Source organism: Wolbachia endosymbiont of Ceratosolen solmsi, from assembly GCF_017869155.1.
Classification (GTDB): Bacteria; Pseudomonadota; Alphaproteobacteria; order Rickettsiales; family Anaplasmataceae; genus Wolbachia; species Wolbachia pipientis.
On the sequence record NZ_CP054598.1, the window covers coordinates 777,155 to 799,931 of the forward strand.

Genomic DNA, 22,777 nt, shown 5'->3' on the forward strand with positions numbered 1-22,777 from the left:
TTGAGAAATTTGTCTTATTTGTATCTGTTCAGCCTGTAAAAGACAAGATTTGATCTGACAGACAAGAATTAACTGACAGAAGAATTGAGGTAGTCAAAACTAATATCAGGCTCTTGTGTAATGCTACTAATATTTTTCTGAAAAGCAATATATTTGCTATCAAGAAAAGTTTGCATAGGCGTTTTGCCATAGCAATATTTACCCGAGTGAGGTCTTGTCTCATTATAAGAACGCAACCAATGATCAACATCAATCTGTAGATCTTCCAAAGAACTGTAGATTTTCTTTCTAAAGATGATATTGTAACACTCATCTTGCATGGTTCTATGAAACCTTTTACATATGCCATTAGTCTGTGGAGAGTTGGCTTTAGTTCTAGAATGATCGATGTTTTCTATGCCCAAATAAAGCTGATAAGCGTGATTTTCGGGCTTGCCACAGTACTCCGTACCCCTATCAGTTAAAATGCGTAATAATGGAATTTTCTGCTCATCAAAAAATGGAATAACTCTATCGTTGAGAAGATCTGCAGCTGTAATAGCTGTTCTGTCCGTGTAAAGTTTAACCATTGCAACTCTGGAATAAGTATCAACAAAAGTTTGCTGATAAATGCGCCCTATACCTTTGATATTGCCCACATAATAGGTATCTTGAGAACCCAAATAACCTGGATGTTGCGTCTCAATTTCACCATGAGCTTCCCTTTGTTCTTTCACTTTTTCTAAAGCTGCAAGTTGTTCTTCAGTTAAAATGATTCCGTCTTGAGCTACTTTTGTCTCTAGTGCTTTAAGTCTCTTTTTGAGAGTTTCAAGGTCATTTCTTAGCCATACAGACCTTACTCCTCCCTGAGAAATTATTATACCTCTTTTTCTCAGTTCATTTGCAGCTCTTTCTTGCCCATATGCTGGAAATTCTGTTGCTATACCAATCACTGCTCTTTCTATATCGTCGGAAACTCTGTTTGCTAATAGCGGTTTTTTCTTACTTATTTCATGTAATGCTTCCTCTCCTCCATTTTCATATAACTCCTTAAAGCGATAAAATGTATCTCTTGAGTATCCCATCACTTTGCATGCTTGAGACACATTTCCTAGTTGTTTTGCTAGTTCTAATAATCCTAGCTTTGGTTTTAATATTTTTGTCTGTATTGTACTCATATCTAACACTCCTTTATTTTTATTATTTTTAACTTACTTTTTTAAAGTGTCAGGTCAAGTCTTATTTAATACACTTTTCTTGATAGCAAATATATTGCTTTTCAGAAAAATATTAGTAGCATTACACAAGAGCCTGATATTAGTTTTGACTACCTCAATTCTTCTGTCAGTTAATTCTTGTCTGTCAGATCAAATCTTGTCTTTTACACCTTCCACTAGCTTTACTACGCTCGTCACCTTACGCAGCATAATGGTTCGTTCCAGGTTGCTGGCTAGGCTTTGCCTGGGTTGGATTTTCACCAACTGAACTTTACGCACTTCTTGGCGCACTCATGATGTTTTTCCCCCTATTAAGATTTATTGATTTAGTTGTAGTAGTTGAAATAGCAAACCGGTTAAGTTGCCTAGTTTGGTTCTTTTTTTCAATCAAAGGTATTCTACTGTTTTAAATTCCCTGTAAAGATTTAGCTTATCTTTTACATCTAAACAGCATTAACACGATTTGGCTTTTTGTAGATGAGTAATTCTCTAGGGATTATCCTATTGAATTCTATGATATTATTTTTTGTAACATTATTATACACGTCATGGCATTAAGGGTATTTATGACTCAAAACTTGTTTTTGACCTGCAGGCTCAATGACAAAATTCAGTAAAAAACTCAGGGTATCTTTTGGCGGATTACATAACATTATAGCGGCTGCATGTCTTTTAAAATTTTTCTACATTCAGCCAAATCGCGCTTAAACTAAGCGTCAGCACATTATTATAGCGCCAATTTAAAGTATTAGAGAGTCAAAACTCGCACTACGGGGTTTCTTTTGCCTTTTTTTTTCATTTGGTAAATTTCTTAAATATTTATAGTTAAACGACAATCGTCATACCGCTACGTGTTAGCGGCTAAGAGATACCGCGGCGGTATGACGGTTAAGTATCCCGCTACTTGTTAGCAGGATCTATGCTAAGAGATACCGTGACGGTATGACGTAGAAGCTATACTTTTATAAATTTGTTAAGTGGAATTTTTATATTGAGTAATTGTATTTATAATACATTATTTTGTATAATTGATTTTTTAAATTATTATATTAACTCTAATATTTTTGATTTAATGAAAGATGATATTATTTATCACTCTCACTTAGGCGTATACGGTTTAATTTTAAAACCTAAAAGTATAGTTTTGGTGAAAAAAGTCGAGGTCCTTATAAAGGGTTGTTTGATTTACCAGGTAGAAATTGCTGAAACGCTTGAAGAGGCACTTGTAAGAGAAATTAGAGAAGAAACAGGTTGTTTAGTGAAACAATACGACCAAATCCAAACAGTTACTAGCCTATATCATTATAATGAAGACAATGTAAATAAATGTCTAAAACATATAGCAGTTTTATACAAAATTGAAATCATAGGAGAAATAAAGCGAGAATCTGATGGAAAAGATTCTGATGGTTGTATATGGCAAAGTATAGATACTATAAACTATAAAAAAATTTCTCCGATAGTTCATATAGCAAGTAAATTCATAAAATGAAGACTATTATTTTTATTACAGGTGTATCTACGGTTGGAAAATCAAGTTTGGCTCATATATTAGGTTCAAAGCTTTTTATGCCTAGAAACTTTGCAATTCCACTAACTATAGCTAACCCAAGAAAGGTTTCCCTACGTCATACCGCCGCGGTATCTCGGCATAGATTCCGCTAACTAGTAGCGGAATGACGAATTTGTTGTTTTTCAAATTGTAGGTAAACCTAAGCCACTTTAGCTATACTTGTAGAGAAAAAAGAATAGATGATGATCCTAAATATTTAATAAATTTGACTACCGAGGAATTTCAAAAATCTCAATTTTTTATTAATTGTGAGATGTGGTACATTCTATCTTCATACAGCTTCCTCTTCATACCTCAACTAATGAAATTAGAAGCATCAACTCCCTTCTGCAAGCAAGCAGCAATAACAGTGTTCATCATTAGAAATGCAATGGTCATTGGGCCAACGCCCCCGGGTACTGGGGTAATAGCTTTGACTTTTTCTTTTATTCCCCCGAAGTCAACATCACCTACGAGCTTACTTTGTTCTCCTACGTTAACGCTATTTATGCCAACATCGATCACTATTGCACCTTTCTTTATCCAGTCTGCTTGAACAAAATTTGGCTTTCCGACTGCTGCAACTACTATATCCGCTTTAGAGCAATATTCAGCTAAATCTTTGCTTTGTGAATGCAAGATGGTGACAGTGCAGTTTTCTTGCAATAGCAGGTAAAACATTGGCTTGCCCACGATATTTGACCTACCAATTACCACTGCGTTTTTACCGGAAAGGTTCTCTTCAATTGACTTAATTAAATGCAAAGAACCTTTAGGAGTGCAAGGTATAAGGCAGTTTTTTTCACCTTTAACTAATTTGCCAACGTTTTCATCATGAAAGCCATCTACATCTTTTTCAACACTTACTGTGTTAATTACTCTGCTTGCACTAATATGATTTGGTAAAGGCAATTGCACTAAAATGCCATGCACAGATGGATCTTCATTTAATTCATTGATTTTTTCAATTAATTCATCTTCTGAAATATTATCAGGCAAAACAATGGTCCCAGAACTTATGCCTATTGATTCTGCTTTTTTCTGTTTGTTGCGAACATAAACCTGACTTGCTGGATTGCTGCCCACGAGAATTACTTTCAGGCAAGGAAAAATGTTATACTCTCTCTTTAAAATATCAATTTTTTGTGATAGCCTCTCACATAGGTCGTTTGCTATTTTTTTACCATCAATAATAATTGTCACTTCCTTGCCACTCCTTAAAGTCGGGTAATTTGATATCAAATAAATCCAATACTTTGCCAACAGAATGATTAATAATATCATCCAACGATTTTGGTTTAATATAAAAAGCTGGTACTGGTGGAGCAATAATTGCTCCCATCTCCGCTAATTTTAACATATTTTGTAAATGCCCAAGATGCAGTGGTGACTCTCGCACCATAAGAACTAACTTTCTTCTTTCTTTTAGCGTTACATCTGCAGCCCTTGTCAATAGATTGGAAGTAACACCTGATGCGATTTCAGACATTGTCTTCATAGAGCATGGTGCTACAATCATCCCTGAGGTTTTAAATGAGCCGCTTGCTATTTTTTCTCCAATCTTTTCTTCAGAATAGTAAAAATCTGCAAGTGATGTAATATCTTCAAGTTTTTCTTTAATCTCGTGAGCTAAAGTTATTTTCCCAGCACGACTTATCACTAAATGAGTTTCATAATCGACGTCTTTCAACGCTTCTAAAATACGCACACCGTAAATAGAACCAGATGCTCCACTTATTCCAATTACAATTCTGCTATTCACTTAACTCTTCTTCGTAGCTCATTCCCAATGCACGTTTATAGGTATCAAGCAATATTTCTTGTTCCTCTCTGTCATCATCATCCATCTTCCTCAGCCTAATAATTTGTTTCATCACTTTTATATCCCAACCTTCATCTGCGGCTTTTGCATATACATCACGAATGTGATCTTGCACATCCCTCTTTTCTTGTTCAAGTTTTTCGATTCTCTCTATGTAACCCTTCAACTCTTCAGCCGTTATTTTTACTGTATCTTCCATGAAACTCCACTAATTAATTGCTGCCACTAATATTACCAGTTTTTACTTGCACTTCAACAACAGTAATAATATTTTTATCTTTTTTTAAAATCTTAAAGCGAAAACCATACATGGAAAACTCCTCGCCTTCGTCAGGAATGCGCTCTATTTCATTCACAATCATACCTGCTAGAGTTGTAGCTTCTTCATCAGGGAGATTCCAGTATAACTGCCTGTTAATGTCCCTAATAGTAGATTTTCCTTCTATGTGATACATATTATCAGATATTTTCTTTATAAAATTCTCCGTAATCAAATCATGTTCATCCGAAATTTCTCCAACTATTTCTTCCAGTATATCCTCAAGAGTTACAATTCCCTGCAGTGCTCCATACTCATCAATAACAAATGCAAGGTGTTTCCTGTTCTTACGGAAGTTGTGAAGTTGCACGCTGAGCGGTGTACTTTCTGGTATGAACCAAGGCCTTGACATAACTTGGGTAATGTCAACTCCTTCCGCTTTATTATTCTTTTCACGCAAAGCATTTATTAGAGCTTTCACGTGAATTACACCTACAATGTTATCTGGTTCCTTCTGCCATAAAGGTACTCTACTGTGACTGCTGGTTAAAATCTCTCTTATTAACTCTTCTTTATTCCGATCTATATCAAGAGAAAATAGGTTTCTTCTATGGGTCATAATTTGTGATATCTCTGTCTCAGCCAAATCAAGTATGCTGCTTAGCATATCTAAATCCTGTTGCAACATAGTTCCTTCACTGCGGTGAAGAGTAATCATATTACGCATTGCATCCGCTGCAGATATCACTTCCTTATCTTTATGCAGCCCACATAATTTTAGGATGAGGTTAACAATAAATTGAATACCTAGTGTCAATGGAGAAAAAATCTTTACAAAAAACAATACAAAATAAGCAGAAAATGATGCAAATTTTTCAGGATTTTGAATAGCATAAGTTTTTGGTAGAACTTCGCAGAACAATAAAATACAAAATGTCATTATAATTGTTGATAGGAGAATGCCCTCATTTCCAAAAAGATTGATAAATATTGCTGTAAATAAAGCAGAGCAAGTAATATTAATAATTGTATTGCCGAGCAATACCGTTCCTATTGTCAATTCTTTCCTATTTAATAAGCGATCTATTACCCTGGCTTTTTTGTTACCGTCTAGCTTTAGCTTATTAACTCGAGAACGGCTAATTGAGGTTAAGCCTATTTCTGCTCCTGAGAACAAAAACGATAAAACTAACAAAACAAAAATTGCTGATGATACTAAGACCAATAACCAATCCATTAAAGTACGATGTTATTGTGATAAAAAATAAAATTAATTTTACATGTTATGAGAGGCATTTGCAAGCCTGAATTTATATTGCCGAATTTTATATACCTTTAATCTTAAAAAACAAATCATAAAGCATATTACACGCTGCGTTCACATGCTCATCCTCAATGATAAGTGGTGGGGTTACCCTTACTACTTTGTTGTTTAAAACCCTAGTTATTATTAAACCTTTATCAAGAGATCGACTAATAATTTTATCAGCTACAAGAGTTGCTAGTTCTATTCCCATTAGTAACCCTTCTCCACGAACTTCTAAAATCATCTCAGGAAATTCTTTAGCTAAAAGCAACAGCTTTTCTTTTAAATATTTACTAATTCTTTTAACATGATCAAAAAAGCCTTCTTTTAGCATTATATCGAGCACTGCATTACCAACAGTCATGGCAAGTGGATTGCCACCATAGGTTGATCCATGAGTTCCTGGAGTAATTGCTTCTGCTATATAATCTTTCACTAAACATGCAGCTACAGGAAAACCGTTACCCATAGCCTTCGCACAGGTTAGCATATCAGGTTCAATGCCGACATTTTGATAATGAAATAAAGAACCGATGCGTCCATATCCGCACTGCACTTCATCAAAGCACAAAATTATTCCTTGAGCTTTTGTTATTTCCCTTACTTTTTGAAGATATTCTACGTCTAGTGGATATACTCCACCTTCACTTTGTATGGGCTCTAAAAACACAGCAGCTGTCTCATCGCTGATTTTTTTCTCCAAAGCTTTAATGTCATTTCTTGGCACTTTATCAAAACCAGAAAGAAGCGGAGCAAAACCTTCGCGTGGTTTTTCACTGCCTCCAGCAGAAATTGCAGCAATACTGCGGCCATGAAACCCTCCTTCAATTGTAATAATACGATTACGTTTTGCTTGCCCTTTCAAGTAAAAATAACGACGAATAAACTTAATTGCAGCTTCTGTTGCTTCAAGCCCACTTGAGCAGAAAAAAACTTTATCTGCAAAAGTAAGAGTTGTTAAACGCTCGGCAAGCCTTTCTTGCTCGGGAATAGTAAAAATGTTAGAGCAGTGCCATAGTGAGCTCAATTGCTCTTTCAGCTTATCTGTAATGTATGGATGACAATGCCCTAAAGAAGTTGTAGAAATACCTGCAGCAAAATCTAAATATTTTTTACCACCTATATCAAAAAGATATACCCCTTCTCCCCTAACTATAGGAGTGTCAAGTCTATTATACGCATTAACAACATGATCCATTTTATAAGTATTGTGGTGTTATCTATACTATACCTGAAATGAATCCATTAACACAAAGCTTTTCCTTTAACCTCTTTATGCTACTTCAACTAAAAATTTGGCTAATGCAAACCTTTTTTGTCATTCTATAGCTAAAGTGACTTGGTTTTACCAACACTTATTAGCCATTGTAAAAGTTTTTGTTTCTATTGAATGATAGTTGTAGCCTATGCAAGAAGTTTATTGACTTTGAGCGCACTTTAGCCTATACAATTTTAATATCTTAAACTACTGGACATGCCCGATCTAAAGACAATGATGTTAAATTTTGGACCTCAGCACCCAGCTGCACATGGAGTGTTGCGTCTTGTTTTAGAGATGGATGGTGAAGTGATCGAGAGGGCAGATCCCCATATTGGGCTTCTGCACCGCGGTACTGAAAAATTAATAGAACATAAAACGTATCTTCAAGCTTTGCCTTATTTTGATCGCCTTGATTACGTATCACCAATGTCACAAGAGCATGCATATTCACTTTGTGTGGAGAAATTGTTGCAATGTGAAGTGCCAATTAGGGCAAAGTATTTACGTGTCTTGTTTTGTGAACTGACGAGAATACTAAATCATTTACTGAACGTTTCTTCTCAAGCACTTGATGTTGGAGCAATGACCCCTCTTTTATGGCTCTTTGAAGAAAGAGAAAAAATACTGGAATTTTACGAAAGAGCTTCAGGTGCAAGGTTTCACGCAGCTTACATCAGGCCAGGTGGAATTGCAGCAGATGTTCCAGAAGATTTGATTGAGGATATTGCAAAGTTTATAGAGCAATTTCCAAAATATATAGACGATGTTGATGAACTTTTAACAGAAAATAGGATATGGAAGCAACGCACTGTAGGAATTAGTGAAATATCAATTAAACAGGCACTTGATTGGGGCTTTAGTGGCCCAATGTTGCGCGCTGCTGGGCTTGCTTGGGATTTGCGAAAAAGCCAGCCATATGAGATATATGATCAACTAGATTTTGATATACCGATCGGCCAAAATGGCGACTGTTATGACCGTTATCTAGTTAGAATGGCAGAGATTAGGCAATCTATCAGTTTGGTGAAGCAGTGCATAGAGAAAATGCCTGAAGGGCAAATAAAAACTGAAGATAGAAAAATTTCTCCACCGTCAAGAGCAGAGATGAAAAAATCTATGGAAGCTCTGATTCACCATTTTAAGCTCTATTCAGAAGGATATCACGTACCAGAAGGTGAGGCTTACGCAGTTGTTGAGGCACCAAAAGGTGAGTTTGGAGTGTATATAGTTTCAGATGGTACCAATAGACCTTATAGGTGCCGAATAAGAGCACCTGGCTTTGCGCATTTACAAGCCTTAGACTTTATGGCAAAAGGACACATGCTTGCTGACGTTGCAGCAATTATTGGCTCACTCGATATAGTTTTTGGTGAGATTGATAGGTAATCATTGGTACCCGTTCAGGCAATGGCGTCATGCAAGTAGCTGACACATAACTGTACGAACATTTGTTTGCAAAGGCAGTATGTTAAGTGTTATAGCCGATTTTGCCTCAAACACAAAGGCAGTGCCTTGACTACTTGGATCCAGAAAAATTGATTGTGTACTATACAACATTTTCGATTAAAAGCGTAACCGTTCACTGTTAGACTGCATTCTGTGATTTTTAGCAAAACATGATCTTTCATTTGAGCTTCCTTCAATTTAAAATAAATACAGAAAATTGCTGCCTATAGCTAAACTGACCTTACCCAGAAAAAGTGGAGAGAAAGAAAGGAGTTTTTTCGGGTAAAATAAAATTTTGGAGGATTAGAAATGGCAAGAGAATATAAGGCAGAATTCAAATTGGAAGCTGTTAAGCTGACAAATGAACAAAGAAAGGTAGGTCAACCAGTTGCAAAAGTAGCAAGAGATCTAGGAATAAGGGATAGTGTATTAGGAAAATGGATGAAGAAATATAACGAAAAAAAGTCAGCGGCAAATGCATTTCCAGATGTAGCACCTTATGACAAAGAGAGATTTGATTTACAGAAAGAGTTAGCAAAAGTAACAAGAGAAAGAGACATTTTAAAAAAAGCCCTGGCCAGTCAAAAAGAGTAAAATATTTTTTCATAAAAGAGCATAGTAAACACTATAAAGTGCAGGAATTATGTAGGGTTTTCTGCTAGTGGCTACTATAAGTGGACTACAAGGAAAATAAGCAGTAGAGAATCAGCAAATAAAGAGTCATTAGCAGATATTCAAAAAATATATCAAGCTTCTAAATGTAGATATGGAGCTCCTAAAATTCATTCTGAATTAAAGGCTTTGGGTAAAAGTTGCAACTTAAAAACAGTGCAAAGTATTATGCAGAAAAATGGTATTCAGGCTATATTGAGAAGAAAATTTAAAATTAAGAAACAACAAACGGACAGTAGCTCCCAATATATTAGACCAAAACTTTATTGTCGATCAACCAAATAAAGTATGGGATTACTTATATAAAAACCAAAGAAGGATGGCTATATTTGGCAACAATAATCGATCTATATTTACGCATGGTAGTTAATGAGCAGTTCAATAAATTGGTTATGGACTCTTTATTAATGGACGTTAACAAGCGTAAACCTGCCAAAAATCTACTATTACATAGTGATAAAGGTTCACAATATACTTCGCAAGGTTATCAATATCTCTTAGCTGTAAAGAATATAGATGAGTCATAAAGGTTGTTGTTACAACAATTCTGTTGTGGAAAGCTTCTTTAGCTCATTGAAAAGAGAAATACTTATTGATACTTCACAACACTCTGCTCAACAAACTAGAACTGCAATATTTGAATACATAGAAATTTTTTATAACAAACAACGTCACTATTAACTATTGCATTCCAGAACAATTTGATGCATCATTCTTTTTGTAAAAAACATTCCAAACTTTCTCTCCACTTTTTCTGGGTAAGGTCAATAAACTATAACATTTTTACTTAATTTTGTCAACTTCTCTATTCGTTGAAAAAACAATCTTGCATAAAAAAATCAACTCATCTCTTCCAAAGGCTCTATATTGAAGATAGAAAGTCCAGAAGCGATGACGTGCGCTAAGGCTTGCACGAGAAACATTCTTGCAGCGGTGAGGTTTAAGTTGTCTTCCAGTATGAAACGCATGTTTAAATCACTCTTGCCATACCCCCATAAAACGTGAAACGCTTCTGCAACTTCAAGTAAGTAGAAAGTAATTCTGTGTGGCTCACAAAGCCTTGCTGCAATTTCTACCACATCTGGCCACTTTGCTAAGGTTTTTATGAGGAAGAGCTCTCCACCTGTCCTTAAAAGTGAAGGATCTGCTGTTGGGAGCTCTTTTGGAGCATTACGCATTAACGAATGAGCACGAGCATGCGCATATTGCACGTAAAAAATAGGGTTGTCTTTTGACTGTTCTTTAACTTTAGCAAAATCAAAGTCCAAGACCATATCATTCTTGCGTGTTAGCATTATAAAACGAGTTATGTCCCTGCCAACTTCTTCCACTACATCCCTTGCTGTGAGGAAATTTCCTGATCTTTTGGACATCTTAACAGGTTTGCCGTTCTCGAAAAAATTCACAATATTATGCAGTTTTACCTCTATTTTTGCTTGATCATCACTGAGCGCAGAGACGACTGCTTTGAGTCTTTTGACATAACCGCCGTGGTCACTACCAAGCTCTACGATCATATTGTTAAAACCACGCGATATCTTATCAAAATGGTAAGCGATATCCGAGGCAAAATAAGTCCAACTGCCGTCCTCTTTCTTCAATGCACGGTCAACGTCATCACCAAATTTTGTAGAGCGAAATAGCATCTCTTTTCTGGAAGTCCAATTTTCGCTTTCTTTGCCTTTTGGTTTCTCCAGGTACCCTTCATACACTAGACCCTTGTCAGACAATATCTTTATACTCTCTTCAATTTTGCCACTTTTTTGTAGCTCATACTCTGAAGTAAAAACATCATGATTTACTCCAAGTAAGTTCATGTCTTCCTTTATAATTTCTAAGATAGAACTTAAAGTATAGTCTCTAATCACTTGATTATCTTGCTTTTCTAGAAGCTCTGCGCCATATTTTTTGGCCAGCCCCTCCCCTATCGGTTTTAAATATTCACCTGGGTATAAACCTTTTTCAACACTAATTTTTTCTCCCAGAGCTTCTTTATATCGCAAATACACTGACCGAATTAGCGTATCTATCTGTGCTCCAGCATCATTAATATAGTATTCCTTAGTAACTTTATAACCAACTTTTTTCAATAAATTTGCCAGAACGTCACCAAATACTGCCCCTCTTGCATGACCAATATGCAGTGGACCAGTTGGATTTGCAGATACAAATTCAACATTGATGGCCTGATTGTTCCCTATATCTAGGGTGCCAAACTCTGTTTTTAGCTCATTTATTTGTTTTAAAATTCCATGCCACACTTCTATTTTTAAGTGCATGTTGATGAAACCAGAGCCTGCTATTTCCACTTTTGCAACTTCATCAAAAAGTTCAAATTCTTTGGCTAAAACCTCTGCAATTTCAATGGGATTCTTCTTTTCATGCTTTGCAAGCACCATAGCAACATTTGTGTAAATGTCTCCATGGACTCTATTGCTTGGAGGCTCTATGATAAAGTTTGCTGCACTTGTGCTTATAACACCCCTTTGTTTCAACTCATTCAATTTACTAAAGATTAGAGAGGAAATCTGCTTAAAAATGTTCATTCACTATATTGCTATAAAATCTATAGCAGTATAGTGAATAAGTGGGACTAGTTGAAGGTTTATCTTAACTATTTTATCTTCCTGGATCAGAGTTTATATTAAGTCGTTGCCGTAACCATGGTAAGAGAAAGCCATACCTTCGCTGTAACCATCATTACCAGCATCAGGCTCTTCAACATCATCAGGTTCTTTAACACCATCAGGTTCTTTAACATCATCAGGCTCTTTCTCTTTCTTTAGTTCATTCTTAATATTTTCTTTCAGTTCATTCTTAGTCTTATCATCAATCTCAAACTTAAAACATTTTTTCAGTTCATTCATAGTCTTATCATCAATCTTACACTTAAGATCTTTACCACATTTATCATAAATCAACTTACCCTTATTGACTTTACAATCATCCAACTTTGTGAACAAATTAATTTTCAACATATCACTGACATAGCACGTATCAAGTGGCAATATACGTACATGATTTGCATTTTTTTGATTCGGACAAGAAAAAGTATTCGTTGGCATAAAATATCTCCATTAGTAAATAAAATTATTAAAAAATTAACCATAAGATGGAAGTGTGTACTAACAATGTACACACTGTATTACTTTTATATAATATGAACAGTGCCTTCTAACACTGACATATTGTGGGTAGAAAAAAAGGCTTCAGCACTTTTTGCATCTAATATAGAAGAGTTTATTACTTCTACACATTTATCACATTCAGAATTGTTTTCACAACTGCCCACAAGTTTACCATCTATAACCTGAAGGTTGTTTTTAGCATTTTGAATAGTTTTTGCACATTCTTTAAACTTGTAGCCTGTTGGCTCTCTGGTCTCAATATCAAGAATATCATCAGTTATTGGGTTGACCGTTATTGCAAGCTTTGAAAAATCAACGATTGTTTTAGATTCAGGTTCAGGCTTAACTTGTGGACAAGGGGGACAAGCAGGACAAGCAGGAGCAGGGGGGCAAGCAGGAGCAGGGGGGCAAACAGTATCAGGACAAGCAGGACAAGGTGGTATATTTAAATCGAGTCCATCATGCCGCGAGTCAAAGCGGTTATGGCAACGTGGGTCAAAGTTATGATGGTACCGTGGGTCAGTTATGCAAGCCATACGCGTCAAGTTAAGGAATGTAGAGAGCTTAAAGTAGATACCCTGGTCTTCCTATATCTGTCTTTCAAAGAAAACTTTGACCAGATTATAGTAAGCTTTTTTAGAAAAATTTTTAAATTATTGACAATATTGTTTAATATCAAAAAGAGCTCTCTAACCCGCCTTTTCAATTCAATAAATGCCTTTGTTAAACTGAGCTCCGTGTTCTTTTTTAGTTTTACACAGCCAATCATTCCGTGAAATACGAGAATAGCACATAATTTTGCGTATAGCTCGCACAATACTCTAAATGGATTTGTCTTTCCTTTTAGTTTATCAAGATTGATATGACTTTTATATAGTTTAAATAGTAATTCGATTTGCCATCTTACTCTATAAACCGTCAATATTTGTTCAGCATTAATTTTACTCTCTGGAACATTAGTTATAAATATTGACCAATCTAATAACTTTTGATTCTTTTGAGAAGATGTATATCCATGTGACTTTGCTAATTTATTAGCCTTTCTTCTTCTAGCCATAGACTGTTCTTCAGTTAGCTTTTGACATATAATTCTTACCTTAATTTTTACTTCCTTTCCTAATAATACTTCTTTTTCTGAAGATAATTGACCTTCCAAATACTCCAATAGCTCTATTTTTTGATTTGTTTCTATATCATATATATTGGTATCAGACTTATAACGACTAACAAAATATGCACCTGCTTCATCAATCTGTTTAAAAGAACTAGGCACAAAGTAGCCCAAGTCAAATATTAGCAAATCATTGGCTGATAAACCGTTCAGATAATCCCTATAACCTTGATCCGACCTTATTCCTTCCATAAAATTTAACTTATCTAGCGCTTGATTCAGGTAATCAAAGACTAACTGTAGCTTTATTCCTGATTTGGTATTATTCTCACAATCTCTATAGCTACTGCCATATCCTTTGTACATATCTTCTATGCTACTGGGCAGGCTAATGTAGCTGCTATCCAATAATTTAACGCTTCCAAATTGCTGTAAAATTTTGCAATCAATCTGTAGACTTTTTTTAAATAAACACAAAGCTTCGTTATACATTTTTTTCATGAACTCAACTGCTTCTTCACTAAACCTAAAATCTAAACCCTGTTTTGTAATTTCTATCGAGTCTTCATTTAGCAATTGGCACATTGTTTCTATGCTGCAATCATCAACTCCTATGTTACCAAAAACCATAGCTTTTATGAATGATGAGCCATTAAGTTTTCTCTTTCTTTTTATAAAACCTACTGCAATTGATATTTCGTCTGCTTTTTCATTAAAGAATTCATTGAGGTCTTTTGATAAGCAAGCTATTCTGTCCATTGTAAGTTCTCTCATTCATATATCCAAGAGAATTTATACTTTATTATTTTCCTTCACTCTATCAACTTTACTTACACTTTTCCTTAACTTGACGCGTATGGTTATGCAAGCTGTGCGCACAGGAGTACATGAATCCATACGTGGATACGAAGAAAAATTGTAAGTCATAAAAATCCTTTAAAAAGCAACTATTAGATTATTATAGGATAAAAAAGTTAATGATTTAATAATTTTAAGGCTAAAATTAGCATATACAAAGTCCTTAACCTACAGTACATTTCAAAATACGACTTTAATGTAGCAGATATTAGAGTTAAAAGTTTTACTATGGTAGAATAATGTGATAAGATTCCAAGAAGAAGCTGTCAGTAGTCAAATTAGTCGTGTTGCTGAAATAAATTGTAATATATGGTTACTGTGAATAACAATTGCTTATCTTCTCAAGCAAAACATGAAACACATGGGTTGAATAACACCCATGTGCTCTTGGAAGCACGTATAGCTAGACGTGCGTTTATGAGTTGTTTAAAAACAATCTTCTAACAAAGAAACCCAAATTCATCACAAGGATTATGACATGTGTCATAATAATTATGATATGAGTTAAAATGATTGTGGCACGAATTAGTAGCACAAGGTGCGTATGCAGGTGCACAAGCTTGTGCACAGTTCGATACTGGTGTTGGTGAAACTGATGCTGGCGAATTAAAAGCCGTACATGGTAGTTTTGGTAAATGACTATAATTATAAACCATAATGATCCTTTAAAAAATACTATGAGATTATTATAAATTAAAATAATTAAAAATTTAATAATTTAAATTATAAATCTAGCATATCAACTAACGGTATGATTTAAATTTTTTTTCAACTCCACTGTATCTTCGCCAGTTTTGCATACATCCCGTCTTCACTTATTAGAGAGTTGTGAGTTCCTATTGGCAACCGTAGCTCAGTTGGCAGAGCGTTAGTTTGTAGTGCTGAATGTCGCCAGTTCGATCCTGGTTACTCACTCTATTTTTCTGCAAAAATGCCATCTGGGCTGAAAAGCCCAGAAAGCATTCAGTCTTATATAAAATTAGTATCAACAGAAACAAGACTATCCTCATTATCATAATAGTAAGGATTTGTTTTTTCCGTACTATCAAAAACAGTTTTTAATAGTACTTCCTTATCACTGTCCCATGCAACTTTCTTCATAATTTTAGCAAAATCTTCACACTTTTTGTCAACTCCACAGTCCTTTATTTTGCCATTAGCCTTTAGATAAGGCTTTAATGAACTATACAATATCTGAGTGTTATTGCCCTCTTTATCTATCATTTGTCCTAATGTGTTAACAAGTATCAATGGTGCAATTTGTTTTGCTTTCGCAACAATTGTTCGATCGGACTCTCTAATGAGATCAGGACATGATTCTCTCATAAAAAAGCTTTTGTTGTATTCTTTATTATTATGATAACCGGCAGGGTAACAGAAACTCTTAATTTCATCGTCTTGACAGGCTATCTCTTGTGGATTATCCATACATTTTTTACATGACATATTACTAAAATAGTGTGCTGAATCAAAAAGCTCTGTAAAGGCAAATTTAAAATTTACTACACCGTAATAACCCTCTATTCCCTTTTCTATATATGTCGCAATTTTAGGATTACTATACATCTCAGGATACAATTCCTTTAGTAAATCAGATGTATTAAAACCTTGATGACCTATCTTATTATAAGCTGTATACCAAGAAGCATATGCTCCACAATTTTCAGCTTGGGAACAATCTAAGGTTATTTCTTGAGATGTAATGACACTTGCTTTTCCAGTTTCATCTTCTTTCTCATCAGTATCAGGTTTGTTTGTACCAGTTTCATCTCCTTTTTCACCAGTATCAGGTTTGCCTGTACCAATTCCTTTCTCTTTTTTGCATTCTTCAGCTTCTTTTTTATACCACTCAACCTCTGCCTTTGCCATTCCAATTTTACACTTTACAACTTCTTCTTTGGCTTTCTCAACTTTCTTTTCACACTGTACAAATGCTTCTTTTATCCCTTCAGCCTCCTCTTTTGCTTTTCCAGCGTCTGCTTTTGCCTGTTTAGCTTCTGCTTTCACTTTTTCAATCTCATCTTGAGCTTGTTTTATTGCTAAATCGGCTTTTGCTTTAGCATCATCTTTTGCACGTTCTATTGCCTGTTTAGCATCATCTTTTATCCTCTCAGCATCTTTTTCACATTTCGCAAACTGCTCTTTTGCTTCTTTAGCTTCACCATGTGCTTGTTTTACTGCCTTTTTAGCACCATCTTCTGCCTTCTTAGCCCTGTCTTTGCACTCTTCAAGTGTTTCTCTGGTAAATTCATCATCCTTTTTCTCTTTTTCGATCTGATCTCTTAGACCCGTAACCTGATCCTCAGTTACTACCTTATCATCAGTTACTACCTGATCTTCAGTTGTGATTTTATCCTTGATCGTCTCATCTACACCCTCATCACTATAAGAAAATTTGTTAGTATATGAATAGCGATTATTGATTTTATCACTATAGTTATGTTTTAACATAGAGACCTCCTATACAGTTAAAATTGGAATTACATTAAGATAGAACAAGCTATGAATATAACATGAATGAAAGAAACCACAGGTCACGAAATTTCCGGATAACTATGGAACCATTATAAAATAATAAAATTAAAAAATTAATAATTTTAATTTTAAATCTAGCATACTCATTAAATCAACAACGATATAGCTTAAATTCTCTTTTAATTTACACAATATTTCATGCCTACTGTATCTTCGCCAGTTTTGCATACAGCCCGTCTTTACTTATTAGAGAGTCATGAGTTCCTACTTCTTCTACTTTTCCATGATTAATTACTATAATCTTGTCAGTCTTGAGTGCGGTTGATAGCCTGTGTGTAATTACGATTGTTGTTCTGTTTTGCATTAACTTGCTCAAGGCTTTTTGCACGAGGTTCTCACTTTTGTAATCAAGGGCAGAGGTTGCTTCATCCAGTATTAAAACCTGAGGATTGTTGAGTATGGCCCTTGCTATTACAATACGTTGTTTTTGTCCTTCAGAAAGTTTTAATCCTCTTTTTCCTACAAATGTATCAAATTTATCAGGCAGCTTATCAATAAATTCCATCGCATAAGCGCTGATGGCTGCTTGCTTCACTTCCTCATATTCGGCACCTGGTTTGCCATATAGTATATTTTCCATTATTGAGCAAGAAAATATCATGTGATCTTGTGGCACTAAGCCAAACAACGATCTGAGGTCATTTAGCGCAATTGACTTAATATTGTGCCCATCGATAGTAATGCTACCTTTGTTTGGATCATGAAAACGGAGCAGAAGCTTTAAAATGGTGCTTTTACCACTGCCAGATGGTCCAACAATTGATACTGCTTGACCTGCCTCTATAGAAAATGATACGTTATTTAACGCTGGCTTATCAGACTGAGATTCATAAAAAAATGTTACGCCATTAAACGAAATTCCCTTTTGAACACTACAAATTTTTATAGGATCATCGGGATCTGCTATAGAGCTTTTCATATTTTTAAATTCAAATAAACGCTCTACTATTCCAAGACCTCGTTGTAAATCACTGATATTATCGCTCAAATTATTTATAGCTCCTGCTGCGAGCGCTGAATAAAACACAAATGAGGAGAGTTTTCCAATAGTTATATTATTGCTTAAGACTTCTTTAATACCAAAAAAGAGCAAAACAACTAGTGAACCTATCACACACGTGATAACTAGAGTTACTAAAATAGCACGCAAGAGTACTAATTTTACGTATGATTTTGATACTGAGTTTAAATGTTCCTTAAAACGGATTTTTTCGTTTTCCTCGAGTACAAACGATTTGATAGTCACTATAGATCTAAAATTTTCCTCACTAAATGACGCAAGCTCACTTAATTTATCCTGGGCAAAGCGTGCATAGCTACGCACTTTTTTTCCAAGTGAGGTCATGATAATGAGTAGTATAGGTATTATTGCAGCTGCATACGCAGTTAGTTGTATATTTGTATACAATAACATAGCAACACTACCAATCAGAATCACAAAATTTCGTAATATGGTTAGTAAGCTGCTGTTTATTATTGATTGCAGCACAGAGGTATCAGTAACTAACGCTGAAATAACATCTTGTACGCCTGTGTTCTCAAAGAAACTTGGTTGCAAGTTAGTGATACTGCTATATAAGTCATATCTGATTCTTGCGATAACTTTCTCGCTGCCAATGCCAATGAAATATAACCGAGTAAATGCAGTGAGAGAAATGGCTAAAACTATAAGTATTGCAACTAATAGTTTGGTAGTAAAATCGTGCTCTGTGCCAGAATCAATTATATTGCTTAAGCCTCTGCCAAAGAGGAGGATCATTAAGGCTGAAAATAAAACTGCAATAAAAGCTATGATGAAATAAGATAGATTAGGCTTTATATAGTAAAATAACTGCCTAATATTAGATCGCATCTTATTTTAAAGTTTCTAAAGTTAAGTATATAGATTCTAGTTTCAGGGGAAAGGGAAAAGGTGTAGTATGAAGCAATTTAGGTTCTGCAGCTGTTGTGATTTTAGTCCACCAAGAAAGGGTAGTAGCTCGCAGAAACAAAAAACTTGCTTGACAAACTCCGCCAGCCCTCTTATCATGAAACTGAAGCTATTGTATTTGCTTTCGCCAATCTGCAGATTAAAAGGTAAGGATTACTTAATGTATTGGCGTCTTATGTTCAATTTTTTGCAGTATATAGATACTGTATGTCTTTACAAAACTTCATCTACATCTAGATTTTTATCTAAATAAGCTGAACGCGCTTATAAAGCGTTACAAGACATCAAAAAATGCCAATACTCGACAGAGATAGTAAAAGACTAGCTAACTCGGGGATTCTTTGTCTTTTTTTCTGCTTAGTAAATTTCTTAAACATTTGCAGCGTAGGTTAGTTGCAATTAAAAGCAGCTAAATTGCAGTGTTTAAGACTTAAAAAACGCCAATACTGAAAATAGACAATGACTAGGGTTTCTTTTGCCTTTTTTTCGTTTGGTAAATTCCTTAATATTTATAGCTAAACGACAATCGTCATCCCGCTACGTGTTAGCGGGATCTCTTGTTAGCGGCTGAGATACCGCGAATGAATCGCGGTATGACAGTGTAGATAGTAATTCGTCATTCCGCTACGTGTTAGCGGGATCTAGAAATACCGTGAATGAATCGCGGTATGACGGTTTGCGGTGGTATGACGATAAGCTCGTCATACCGCTACGTGTTAGCGCCGCAGCGGTATAGCTATACTTAAAAATATGGTTGAATAGTTGTTAATAATAGTGTATAATTATTAATCTTTTCTCAGTATTTTTACTATGGCTCTTTCTAAATTTCTCGATCCAAAATTGGACCTAACATTTAAAAAAATATTTGGTACTGAGAGAAATAAGAATATTCTTATTCATTTTTTGAACGATATTTTAGGATGTACTGAAGTCAACACTATACAAGAAGTAGAATTCTTAAGCACCATTATGGACCCTGAAATTGCTTCTGATAAACAAAGCATTGTTGATGTTCTTTGCAGGGATTCTAGTGGGAACAGGTATATAATTGAGATGCAGCTCACTCGTGATAAAGGCTTTGAAAAACGTGCACAACTTTATGCTGCTAAGGCTTACTCAAGACAAGCTGATAAATCTGATAAATACGTTGATTTAAAGAAGATTTTCTTTATCGCGATTTCAAATTGTACCTTATTCCCTGATAAGCTTGACTATATATCTAGCCATACCATAAGAGATGAGAAAACCAATGAGCATGACTTAAAAGATTTTCAATTTATCTTCATAGAGCTGCCAAAATTTCCTAAGAGTAGAGAAGAACAACTAGAAAGTGTAGTAGACCGTTGGCTATTTTTTTTCAAATATGCAGATGAAACAACGGACGAAGATCTCAGAAAAATTGCTGAAAAATCACCAATAATAAAGCTAGCATATGATGAATTAGATAAGTTTCACTGGAATGAAAAAGATCTAATAGCTTATGAAGAAAGAATAATGGATCTGCGCAAAGAAGAAGCCATTCTTGAATACAGACTTGATCTTGCTAAAGAGGAAGGTAGAAAAGAGAGGGAAATTGAAGTCGCAAAGAATCTACTTAAAGCAGGTGTTTCTTTTAATATTATAGCTCAAACTACTGGTCTTTCTATGAGTGAGATCAAAGAATTGCAGAATTAAGTGTGAATGGTTACGAAAAATATAAGTTTTTGCGATAAACGACATAGTGATGTATTTGTTGTTCAGCATGTCAGTGGAATATTTTCTGAAAAATTTCCACATAACTCTTTCAGATTTCATAATATCTCTTGCCACTCATCTGAACAGATACCCATTTTGGAGGGATACCAATAATAGTTGTGAGCGGTACAAGTTTAGTCCATATACCTTCCAAGCATAATACGCTCACGAAACTTTAATGCAATAGCTTGATTTCTACTAAAAGACAGCATTATGCCAAGTGCGATGCTCGAAGATAAAAGAGAAGAACCACCATAGCTAAGTAACGGCAGGGTTATGCCGGTGGTTGGAAAAACACTCAATGTTACCCCTATGTTTATTATGAATTGTGTGATGAATTGCATTGAGATACCGAGAATCACTAACAGATTAAATAATTCATTTTCCCTATATGCAACGTAAAGCAAACGGGCGGAAATGATGCCAAATAACATCAATGTGGCTAAGCACGTAATCAAACCAAATTCTTCTGCTAAAACAGAAAACACAAAATCTGTATGACAATCAGGAAGAGAGGCTTTTACGCTACCTTCACCAGGTCCAACCCCAGTTAATTGACCTCTTTTGAATGCTTCTAATGATTTTGTGACTTGAAAGTTATCGCGCTGCGTAAAAAAGACAAAATTGTAAATCCTTTGCTTTATATGTGGGAGGCATAAGTAAGCTATTGTAGTTCCAGTTGTGGCCATTCCTATTATGCATAGAAAGTATAAAAATGGTATACATGCAATAAACATTTGACCAATAAAAGAATATGTTAAAAGCATAGACATACTGAAATCAGGTTGCAAAAGTAACAACACAAAAACTAACAGAAATATTATGATTGATATGTGTATTTTAAACTTCATTTCGCTGGCCAAGATACTAGCTATAACAACAGAAAAAAATGGCCTTACAAACTCAGATGGTTGAACTGAAATTTTGACAATATGTAACCATCGTTTCGCACCTTTTACCTCTATACCAAGTATTATCGCAATTGCTACTAGAATAGTAAATAAAATGAAACCTGCGAACGAGAGGTTAAGTATAGTTCTTGTGTTGAGAAAAGAAAATGTCACCAAGGTAATTAGTGACAGGACTATATAAATTGTGTGACGCCGTATAAAATAATCTTGTGGTAAAGAAAGACGCTGCGCAATTACAGGGCTTGCTGAATAAACAAGAATGAAGCTTATAGTGAGCAAAAAAAACACTGGAAGGATGAGATAGTAATCCAGCGTTCTATACCAGAGTTTAATATTCATTTTGTTCCAATGTGTAATGCCACTATTCCATAGCTCATATTATGAAACTCAACATTCTTAAAGCCTACCTCTTCAATTTCCATTTTAAAATCAGCCTGAGTTGGAAACTCTCTAATGCTCCTCACTAAATATTCATAAGAACTCTTGTCTTTAGCAACTATGCTGCCAATTTTAGGAATTACTTTAAATGAATATAAGTCATAAAGTTTGGTAAATATCTCATTTTGATAGTGCATAGGGGCAAATTCTAAGCAGATAAATTTTCCATGTGGTTTTAATACCCTGTGCGCCTCATTTAAAGCCTTCTTGCGGTCAGAAACGTTTCGAATGCCAAAAGCTATTGTGCAATAATCAAATTCGGAGTCTTCAAATGGTAAACTTTCTGCACTTGCACATACCCAATCAAAATTAATTTGGTTTGAATTTATAGCTTTATCACGTCCTCTGTTTAGCATGTTTTGATTTATATCGCATACTGTAACCTTAGCACTTGGCTCTTTTCTTACTACTCTTATTGCTATATCTCCAGTTCCTCCAGCAACATCTAAAACCTTAGAGTTTTTTGTAAAATGCACACTATTTACCATCTTATCTTTCCATAATCTGTGCATTCCGAGGCTCATTATATCATTCATGGTGTCGTAGCGACTTGCCACGGAATCGAATACCTCTTTAACTAATTGTGATTTCTTCTCGATTTTTATAGTAGACATTACG

Annotated in this window: 19 protein-coding genes and 1 pseudogene; 5 read left to right on the forward strand and 15 right to left on the reverse strand. The window is 35.0% G+C overall.

What is annotated here, in order from left to right:
- Positions 1–68: 68 nt before the first annotated feature.
- A complete protein-coding gene (locus tag HUB95_RS03765) occupies positions 69–1,157 on the reverse strand; it encodes an IS481-like element ISWpi2 family transposase (protein WP_015588908.1) in 1,089 nt (362 codons plus the stop codon).
- Positions 1,158–2,268: 1,111 nt separating this feature from the next.
- Here HUB95_RS03765 and HUB95_RS03770 point away from each other — a divergent pair.
- Positions 2,269–2,688 carry an NUDIX domain-containing protein gene (locus HUB95_RS03770; RefSeq protein WP_209452318.1) on the forward strand — a complete coding sequence of 140 codons (420 nt, stop codon included), beginning with the start codon at positions 2,269–2,271 and terminating at the stop codon, positions 2,686–2,688.
- A gap of 375 nt (positions 2,689–3,063) precedes the next feature.
- On the opposite strand, the gene folD is transcribed toward HUB95_RS03770, so the two are convergent.
- From folD to HUB95_RS03795, 5 genes are all read right to left on the reverse strand, one after another.
- Positions 3,064–3,951, reverse strand: a complete 888-nt coding sequence (gene folD, locus HUB95_RS03775; RefSeq protein ID WP_197907341.1) for a bifunctional methylenetetrahydrofolate dehydrogenase/methenyltetrahydrofolate cyclohydrolase FolD — start codon at positions 3,949–3,951, stop codon at positions 3,064–3,066.
- The gene (locus HUB95_RS03780; RefSeq protein WP_209452319.1) at positions 3,935–4,510 is read right to left on the reverse strand and encodes a UbiX family flavin prenyltransferase; all 576 of its coding nucleotides are present in this window, start codon (positions 4,508–4,510) and stop codon (positions 3,935–3,937) included. The genes folD and HUB95_RS03780 overlap by 17 nt, the downstream gene beginning before the upstream one ends.
- A complete protein-coding gene (locus HUB95_RS03785) occupies positions 4,503–4,769 on the reverse strand; it encodes a DUF2312 domain-containing protein (protein WP_010082293.1) in 267 nt (88 codons plus the stop codon). Before HUB95_RS03785 ends, HUB95_RS03780 begins: the two co-directional genes overlap by 8 nt.
- 13 nt (positions 4,770–4,782) lie before the next feature.
- Positions 4,783–6,066 (reverse strand): HlyC/CorC family transporter, encoded by a 1,284-nt coding sequence (locus HUB95_RS03790; RefSeq protein WP_015589067.1) that lies wholly within the window; start codon positions 6,064–6,066, stop codon positions 4,783–4,785.
- A gap of 88 nt (positions 6,067–6,154) precedes the next feature.
- Positions 6,155–7,333, reverse strand: coding sequence for an aspartate aminotransferase family protein (locus tag HUB95_RS03795; RefSeq protein WP_209452320.1), 1,179 nt, complete (start codon positions 7,331–7,333; stop codon positions 6,155–6,157).
- Positions 7,334–7,609: 276 nt separating this feature from the next.
- On the opposite strand from HUB95_RS03795, the gene HUB95_RS03800 reads away from it, so the two are divergent.
- Both HUB95_RS03800 and HUB95_RS06615 read left to right on the forward strand, forming a co-directional pair.
- The gene (locus tag HUB95_RS03800) at positions 7,610–8,782 is read left to right on the forward strand and encodes an NADH-quinone oxidoreductase subunit D (RefSeq protein WP_010962676.1); all 1,173 of its coding nucleotides are present in this window, start codon (positions 7,610–7,612) and stop codon (positions 8,780–8,782) included.
- A gap of 369 nt (positions 8,783–9,151) precedes the next feature.
- Positions 9,152–10,238 (forward strand): annotated as a pseudogene (locus HUB95_RS06615) (IS3 family transposase).
- 115 nt (positions 10,239–10,353) lie between these two features.
- Here HUB95_RS06615 and argS read toward each other — a convergent pair.
- The 5 genes from argS to HUB95_RS06365 all read right to left on the reverse strand — a co-directional run bounded on the left by argS (position 10,354) and on the right by HUB95_RS06365 (position 14,680).
- Positions 10,354–12,060 carry an arginine--tRNA ligase gene (gene argS, locus HUB95_RS03825; RefSeq protein ID WP_015589069.1) on the reverse strand — a complete coding sequence of 569 codons (1,707 nt, stop codon included), beginning with the start codon at positions 12,058–12,060 and terminating at the stop codon, positions 10,354–10,356.
- A 93-nt stretch (positions 12,061–12,153) separates the two neighbouring features.
- Positions 12,154–12,579: a hypothetical protein gene (locus tag HUB95_RS03830; protein ID WP_197907162.1), complete on the reverse strand. Its 426-nt coding sequence runs from the start codon at positions 12,577–12,579 to the stop codon at positions 12,154–12,156.
- 86 nt (positions 12,580–12,665) lie between these two features.
- Positions 12,666–13,178: a hypothetical protein gene (locus HUB95_RS03835; RefSeq protein ID WP_209452321.1), complete on the reverse strand. Its 513-nt coding sequence runs from the start codon at positions 13,176–13,178 to the stop codon at positions 12,666–12,668.
- A 5-nt stretch (positions 13,179–13,183) separates the two neighbouring features.
- Complete coding sequence (locus HUB95_RS03840; protein WP_197907300.1) at positions 13,184–14,512, reverse strand: IS4-like element ISWosp9 family transposase; 1,329 nt, start codon at positions 14,510–14,512, stop codon at positions 13,184–13,186.
- A 33-nt stretch (positions 14,513–14,545) separates the two neighbouring features.
- A complete protein-coding gene (locus HUB95_RS06365) occupies positions 14,546–14,680 on the reverse strand; it encodes a hypothetical protein (protein WP_256433071.1) in 135 nt (44 codons plus the stop codon).
- A 444-nt stretch (positions 14,681–15,124) separates the two neighbouring features.
- Here HUB95_RS06365 and HUB95_RS06370 point away from each other — a divergent pair, with 444 nt between their 5' ends.
- Positions 15,125–15,250 (forward strand): hypothetical protein, encoded by a 126-nt coding sequence (locus tag HUB95_RS06370; RefSeq protein WP_007549126.1) that lies wholly within the window; start codon positions 15,125–15,127, stop codon positions 15,248–15,250.
- Between the two features lie 330 nt (positions 15,251–15,580).
- On the opposite strand, the gene HUB95_RS03845 is transcribed toward HUB95_RS06370, so the two are convergent.
- Together HUB95_RS03845 and HUB95_RS03850 are read right to left on the reverse strand one after the other, a co-directional pair.
- Positions 15,581–17,062, reverse strand: a complete 1,482-nt coding sequence (locus HUB95_RS03845; protein WP_209452322.1) for a hypothetical protein — start codon at positions 17,060–17,062, stop codon at positions 15,581–15,583.
- A gap of 226 nt (positions 17,063–17,288) precedes the next feature.
- The gene (locus HUB95_RS03850) at positions 17,289–18,998 is read right to left on the reverse strand and encodes an ABC transporter ATP-binding protein (RefSeq protein WP_015589073.1); all 1,710 of its coding nucleotides are present in this window, start codon (positions 18,996–18,998) and stop codon (positions 17,289–17,291) included.
- An 888-nt stretch (positions 18,999–19,886) separates the two neighbouring features.
- Here HUB95_RS03850 and HUB95_RS03855 point away from each other — a divergent pair.
- Complete coding sequence (locus HUB95_RS03855) at positions 19,887–20,750, forward strand: Rpn family recombination-promoting nuclease/putative transposase (protein ID WP_197907192.1); 864 nt, start codon at positions 19,887–19,889, stop codon at positions 20,748–20,750.
- A gap of 194 nt (positions 20,751–20,944) precedes the next feature.
- Here the strand turns inward: HUB95_RS03855 and HUB95_RS03860 are convergent, their stop codons facing one another.
- Positions 20,945–22,060: an FtsW/RodA/SpoVE family cell cycle protein gene (locus HUB95_RS03860; protein WP_015589075.1), complete on the reverse strand. Its 1,116-nt coding sequence runs from the start codon at positions 22,058–22,060 to the stop codon at positions 20,945–20,947.
- Positions 22,057–22,773 (reverse strand): bifunctional demethylmenaquinone methyltransferase/2-methoxy-6-polyprenyl-1,4-benzoquinol methylase UbiE, encoded by a 717-nt coding sequence (ubiE, locus tag HUB95_RS03865; protein ID WP_010962557.1) that lies wholly within the window; start codon positions 22,771–22,773, stop codon positions 22,057–22,059. Before ubiE ends, HUB95_RS03860 begins: the two co-directional genes overlap by 4 nt.
- Between the last annotated feature and the right edge of the window lie 4 nt (positions 22,774–22,777).

Bases quoted from the DNA above. Each gene is read 5' to 3' on its own strand.
- HUB95_RS03790 (WP_015589067.1), bottom strand. From the start codon at position 6,066: ATGGATTGGTTATTGGTCTTAGTATCATCAGCAATTTTTGTTTTGTTA.
- HUB95_RS03860 (WP_015589075.1), bottom strand. From the start codon at position 22,060: ATGAATATTAAACTCTGGTATAGAACGCTGGATTACTATCTCATCCTT.
- HUB95_RS03800 (WP_010962676.1), top strand. From the start codon at position 7,610: ATGCCCGATCTAAAGACAATGATGTTAAATTTTGGACCTCAGCACCCA.
- HUB95_RS06365 (WP_256433071.1), bottom strand. From the start codon at position 14,680: ATGACTTACAATTTTTCTTCGTATCCACGTATGGATTCATGTACTCCT.
- HUB95_RS03765 (WP_015588908.1), bottom strand. From the start codon at position 1,157: ATGAGTACAATACAGACAAAAATATTAAAACCAAAGCTAGGATTATTA.
- HUB95_RS03840 (WP_197907300.1), bottom strand. From the start codon at position 14,512: ATGGACAGAATAGCTTGCTTATCAAAAGACCTCAATGAATTCTTTAAT.
- argS (WP_015589069.1), bottom strand. From the start codon at position 12,060: ATGAACATTTTTAAGCAGATTTCCTCTCTAATCTTTAGTAAATTGAAT.
- HUB95_RS03770 (WP_209452318.1), top strand. From the start codon at position 2,269: ATGAAAGATGATATTATTTATCACTCTCACTTAGGCGTATACGGTTTA.
- HUB95_RS03845 (WP_209452322.1), bottom strand. From the start codon at position 17,062: ATGTTAAAACATAACTATAGTGATAAAATCAATAATCGCTATTCATAT.
- ubiE (WP_010962557.1), bottom strand. From the start codon at position 22,773: ATGTCTACTATAAAAATCGAGAAGAAATCACAATTAGTTAAAGAGGTA.
- HUB95_RS03850 (WP_015589073.1), bottom strand. From the start codon at position 18,998: ATGCGATCTAATATTAGGCAGTTATTTTACTATATAAAGCCTAATCTA.
- HUB95_RS03830 (WP_197907162.1), bottom strand. From the start codon at position 12,579: ATGCCAACGAATACTTTTTCTTGTCCGAATCAAAAAAATGCAAATCAT.
- HUB95_RS03855 (WP_197907192.1), top strand. From the start codon at position 19,887: ATGGCTCTTTCTAAATTTCTCGATCCAAAATTGGACCTAACATTTAAA.
- HUB95_RS03785 (WP_010082293.1), bottom strand. From the start codon at position 4,769: ATGGAAGATACAGTAAAAATAACGGCTGAAGAGTTGAAGGGTTACATA.
- HUB95_RS03795 (WP_209452320.1), bottom strand. From the start codon at position 7,333: ATGGATCATGTTGTTAATGCGTATAATAGACTTGACACTCCTATAGTT.
- HUB95_RS03835 (WP_209452321.1), bottom strand. From the start codon at position 13,178: ATGGCTTGCATAACTGACCCACGGTACCATCATAACTTTGACCCACGT.